We start from the raw sequence: 5,370 nt of genomic DNA on the forward strand, positions 1-5,370 counted from the left end.
GCAATTAACAGGGGTGCGCTCATTGAGATTTCCTCCATTTATCCTGCCTGGAGTATAGGCAATGTCGATGAAAGAGAATATGCGCAGGGGAGAGAAAATGACTTAAAGCGTATTGCCGTGATAAATCTGATATCCCAAATCTACGGTGTTGTGGTTATGGTCGTTGTTCTTGATTTTACTGAGCAACATCTGCGCCGCCATGCGACCAATGTCGAAACGTGGGGTGATCACGCTCGCGAGGCTTGGGATCATCTGCCTGCCCATTTCCAGCCCGTGGAATCCGGCAATCGAGATCTGCTCCGGCACAGCCAGATCGCGCTCGCGGCACAGCAGCAGCGCGCCCATCGCAATATCGTCGTTGGTACAGAACACGCCGTCTACATCCGGGTGCGCAGCCAGCGCGTCACGCATCATCTGGGTACCGAGATGGATGGAGGAGATGGCGCGCGGATTCACGCGCAGTGGTTCCAGACCCTGGCGAGTCATGGCATCGCAATAGCCGCGATAGCGCTGCTCGTCACGGACGTCGTCTTTCGAACCCAGATACAGGATTTTGTGGCGCGGGCGTTTATCCAGCATGGTGCTGACCATATCAAACGCCGCCTGGCGGTTATCGAATCCCACCTCCATATCCAGACGATCGCCCTGGATATCCATCAGCTCAACCACCGGAATAGTCGCTGAACGCAGAAACTTCACGGTACGTAAAGTGTGATATTTCTCGGAAAGAATAATGCCGTCGATGTTGTACGACAGCAGGTTGATAACCGATTCTTCCTCGGACTCCCGATCGTAATTGTAGTTGGCGATCAGCGTTTGATAGTTATGGTCCGAGGTCACGGATTCAATCCCCGCCAGAATGTCGGCAAACAGCTGGTTTTGAAACGAGGGGATCAGCACGCCGAGCGTATAGCTTTGCGCGTTCAACAGCATTGCCGGCGCGCGGTTGGGGATGTAGTTAATCTCCTCCATTATCTGCGCGATGCGCTCGCCGGTTTCCTTTGCGACTTTTTTCGGCGAGCGGATGTAGCGACTCACCGTCATTTTGGTCACACCCGCCAGGGTGGCGATATCTTGCAAAGAAATTCTGTGGTTCCTCATCTTCTCTCCTGAGCCGGGGAGCGCTGGCTTGTGCTCCCCGGTAATGCCGAACTAATGCAGAATGGCGTTAAGCGCCAGAACCCCAAGGAGTCCCATAATGGAAATCAACGTTTCCATGACTGTCCAGGTGCGCAACGTTTCGCCGACGCTGAGATTAAAATAGCCTTTAAACAGCCAGAATCCCGGATCGTTAACGTGGGAAGCAATCACGCTGCCCGCACCGGTTGCCAGCACCATCAGCGCCGGATCGGCATGGGTGACGTTAATAATCGGCAGCACCACGCCCGCGGTAGTAATCGCCGCCACGGTGGCTGAACCGAGCGCGATGCGCAGCAACGCCGCGACCGTCCAGCACATCAACAGCGGAGAGAGTGAGGTACCGGTCATCAGGTGCGAAATATACTGGCCCACGCCGCTGTCGACCAACACCTGCTTAAACGCCCCACCGCCGGCGATGATAAACACAATCATGGCGATGGCGCCGATAGAGTCGCCAATGATATCCATTATTTGCTCGATCGTACGTCCGTTACGACGGCCAAGGGTGAAAATGGCGAGGACGATGGCAATAAACAAGGCGACAGCAGGGTTACCGATAAACTCAAAGAACACCCGCACGCTGTTGGTCTTCGGTAGCGTAATTTCGCACACTGCGGCGACCGCCATCAGTATGACCGGGATAACCGCGGCAAAGATACTGTTCCAGAACGACGGCATCTCTTCTTCGGTGAACAAGTGAGGGTTAAATAAGCCTTCCGGCGGCGCTTTCTCAAAGCGGGTCAGCAGCTTGGAGAACAGCGGCCCGGCGACAATCACCGTCGGGATAGTAATGATAAAGCCGTACAGCAGCGTGGTGCCAAGGTTGGCCTCGAAGATCGTGGCAATCGCCGTTGGTCCCGGATGAGGCGGCAGAAAACAGTGGGTCACGGACAGCGCCGCCACCATCGGCACGCCGACGTACAGCAGCGGCAGTCCGGATGAGGCCACCACCGTAAACACCAGCGGCAGCAGCAGAACAAAACCGACTTCGAAGAACATCGCCAGACCGACGACCAGCCCGGTAATGACCAGCGCCCACTGCACGCGTTTTTTACCGAACGTACCAATCAGCGTAGTGGCGATGCGCTGGGCTGCGCCGGTATCGGAGATTAGCTTTCCGAGCATGGCGCCGAACCCGAGGATCATCGCCAGCCCGCCGAGCGTCCCGCCGATCCCATTTTGTATTGAGTGCAGAACGGCCTGGGCATCCATCCCTTCGGCAAAACCGACGACCGCCGCTACCAGGACCAGAGCAATAAAGCCGTTAACTTTAAAGCCAATCATCAGGACCAGGAGCAGCGCGACGCCTGCCGCAATAATAATTAATGGCATAATCTTTTCTCTTATAAATTATGTAGAGTGGTGTGCCAAAAATGCAGCGCCAGGGCGCTGCGTGATGTTGCGTGGTGTTGTATCAGACGGCGACCAGCATGCCGCCATCGACAAACAGCAGGTGTCCGTTAACAAAATCAGATGCTTTGGACGAGAGGAAAACCGCCGCACCAATTAGCTCCTGCGGATCGCCCCAACGTGCGGCAGGCGTCCGTTTGCACAGCCAGGCGGTGAAGGCTTCGTCTTCGACCAGCGCTTTGGTCATCTCGGTTTTGAAGTAGCCCGGCGCGATGCCGTTCACCTGGATATTGTGGCGCGCCAGCTCAACGCACATCCCACGGGTGAGCATTTTTACCGCCCCTTTTGAGGCGGCATATGGCGTGATGGTGTCGCGGCCCAGTTCGCTCTGCATGGAGCAGATGTTGATGACTTTCCCGGCCTGGCGTTCCACCATGCGACGAGTGACCGCCTGCGACACCAGGAATACTGCCGTCTGGTTCACCGCAATCACGTCGTTCCAGTCCTGTTCCGGGAACTCGGTGAACGGATGACGGCGCTGAATACCGGCGTTATTCACCAACACATCAATCGGGCCAATATCTTTTTCAATATGGTCAATGGCGGCGTCGATATCCTGTTTCTGCGTAACATTGAAAGGCGCTGCAACGGCGCGGATCCCTTCCTGCTGCAGTTTTGCCACGGCGGCTTCTGCGCGTTCCGGCGTAATGTCATTGACGATGATCTGCGCGCCATATTTGCCCAGCCCGGTCGCCAGTAAATAACCAATTCCCTGCGCCGAACCGGTGATCAGAATATTTTTGCCATCCAGTGAAAAAAGATCGTTCATCATGCTATTCCTTATTTTATGTCTTCAAAAACGAGCTGGACTTTCGCCGCCTGGGTTTTATCCCCGGCGAAGATCAGCGCCTGTTCAAGGTCGGTAAACGGAAATTCGGCGCTGAGTAACGGCAGCGGATCGATAACGTTATTTGCCAGCCACGACACCGCGGTATTGAATTCGGTGGTAAAGCGGAACGAGCCTTTAAGCGCGATCTCTTTGCCGATCAGCATCATCATCGGGAACTCTGGTACCGCGCCGCCCATGCCGACCTGCACCATCACGCCTTTCGCGCGGGTGACTTCCAGACAGGTGGTGATTGAGGAAGGATGGCCGGAGACTTCGAAGCTGACGTCAAAATAGCCTTTCTCTTTTTTCCACGCGTCGAGCGAGTCTTGTTGCGGATTAATCAGCGTGTCTGCGCCCATCTGTTGCGCCAGCGAAAGCGAACGCGGGCTGACGTCTGCACAGACGATTTCTGCTGCGCCGAGCGTTTTCACTGCGCTGACGATCAGGCAGCCAATTGGCCCAACGCCGGAGATAAACACGCGTTTACCCTGCAGGTCGCCCGCTTCATGCGCGGCATGGATTGCTACCGCCAGCGGTTCGGCAAAGGCCATGACTTTTTCATCGGCCTGCTGCGGGTAGGGGATGCACTGCGCGGTATCGACGGTTTTAAACCGGGTAAAGCCGCCGTCGACATGGGGAAAATACATGGCGCTGCCAAAAAATCGCATTTCCGTACACTGATTTTCTTCATGCTGCAGACAGTATTTGCAGTGGCCGCAGGGCTTCGACGGGTTAATCGCCACCGACTGGCCTTCATGTAATTCTTTTGAGTCACTGTGTACTACTTTACCAATAACTTCATGGCCTAAAATCATTGGTGCTTTAACGGTGAAATTACCGACTTTGCCTTCCTGATAATAATGTAAATCGGAACCACAAATTCCCCCGCGGGTAATTTGCACTAACGTTCCTTTATTATTCCATTCAATATTTTGGTCGGTAATGGCAACAGCTTTCTTACCCGCGACAACGCAGGATTGGGTTTTGACTTGCATAAATTCCTCACTGGTCAGGTAGTAACCTCGGCAGCATTTAAACGGTTTTAATTGTTATTATTTGTGATGAAGATCACGCTGGAAAATTGTTACACTACAATGTTACGCATAACGTGATGCGCCTTGTAAATCTGCTCCGTGGTACTGAAAAAGCGTGAATTTCCCCATCAGCAAGGCGTAATATCGCGCCATGGAATATGAATCTGGAGTTTTTTAGATGGCTGGGGAAAGTTATATTTTGATGGGCGTTTCTGGTAGCGGTAAATCACTCATTGGCAGCAAAGTTGCCGCCGTATTATCCGCTAAATTCATAGATGGTGACGATCTCCATCCCGCCAAAAATATTGATAAAATGTCGGAAGGTATTCCATTAACTGATGAAGACCGGCTGCCGTGGTTAGAACGGTTAAATGACGCGTCATACAGCCTGTATAAAAAGAATGAAACCGGATTTATTGTCTGCTCGTCATTAAAAAAACAGTATCGCGATATATTGCGCCAGGGCAGCCCGAATGTGCATTTTTTGTGGCTGGATGGCGATTACGAGACTATTCTGGCGCGCATGCAGCGTCGGGCAGGGCATTTTATGCCGGTGGGATTACTAAAAAGCCAGTTCGACGCGCTGGAGTGCCCGCAGGAAGATGAACGCGATATTGCCCGCATCGACGTGAACCATGACATCGAGCATGTGACGGAACAGTGCCGCCAGGCGGTACTCGCATTTCGTCATGGGCAATAAGCTCAGCCCCTTATGGGACTGAGCCACCGCATCAGAAATCGGCTTTCAGCACCACGCGGTAACGGGCTTTGCCGTCGCGCACGTGCTGGATAGCTTCATTGATTTTTGACATCGGGTACTGCTCGGTGATTGGCGATACCTTGCTGCGCCCGGCAAACTTCATCAGCTTGCGCAGTTCGAACGGCGTGCCGGTTGCCGAACCGGAGACGCTGCGATCGCCGGCAATTAAAGTAAACGCCGGCACCGGCAGCGGCTTC

5 protein-coding genes and 1 pseudogene are annotated in these 5,370 nt (G+C 53.8%); 1 reads left to right on the forward strand and 5 read right to left on the reverse strand.

Annotation, left to right across the window (positions count from 1 at the left end; all coding sequences use genetic code 11):
- Positions 1-102: 102 nt before the first annotated feature.
- From FDW95_RS09875 to idnD, 4 genes are all read right to left on the reverse strand, one after another.
- The gene (locus FDW95_RS09875; protein ID WP_137363486.1) at positions 103-1,101 is read right to left on the reverse strand and encodes a LacI family DNA-binding transcriptional regulator; all 999 of its coding nucleotides are present in this window, start codon (positions 1,099-1,101) and stop codon (positions 103-105) included.
- Positions 1,102-1,152: 51 nt separating this feature from the next.
- Complete coding sequence (idnT, locus tag FDW95_RS09880; protein WP_324187049.1) at positions 1,153-2,475, reverse strand: gnt-II system L-idonate transporter; 1,323 nt, start codon at positions 2,473-2,475, stop codon at positions 1,153-1,155.
- Between the two features lie 79 nt (positions 2,476-2,554).
- Entirely contained in the window at positions 2,555-3,319 is a 765-nt protein-coding gene (gene idnO, locus FDW95_RS09885; protein ID WP_016151510.1) for a gluconate 5-dehydrogenase, read from the reverse strand.
- A gap of 11 nt (positions 3,320-3,330) precedes the next feature.
- A complete protein-coding gene (gene idnD / locus FDW95_RS09890; protein ID WP_115259559.1) occupies positions 3,331-4,374 on the reverse strand; it encodes an L-idonate 5-dehydrogenase in 1,044 nt (347 codons plus the stop codon).
- A gap of 217 nt (positions 4,375-4,591) precedes the next feature.
- Between idnD and idnK the strand changes: the two genes are divergently transcribed.
- Positions 4,592-5,113 carry a gluconokinase gene (idnK, locus tag FDW95_RS09895; RefSeq protein WP_096758483.1) on the forward strand — a complete coding sequence of 174 codons (522 nt, stop codon included), beginning with the start codon at positions 4,592-4,594 and terminating at the stop codon, positions 5,111-5,113.
- Positions 5,114-5,144: 31 nt separating this feature from the next.
- Here idnK and FDW95_RS23700 read toward each other — a convergent pair.
- Positions 5,145-5,370 (reverse strand): annotated as a pseudogene (locus FDW95_RS23700) (alcohol dehydrogenase); the annotation flags it as partial.

The organism is Citrobacter sp. wls718 (genome assembly GCF_005280945.1).
In the GTDB taxonomy this organism is placed as follows: domain Bacteria; phylum Pseudomonadota; class Gammaproteobacteria; order Enterobacterales; family Enterobacteriaceae; genus Citrobacter; species Citrobacter gillenii.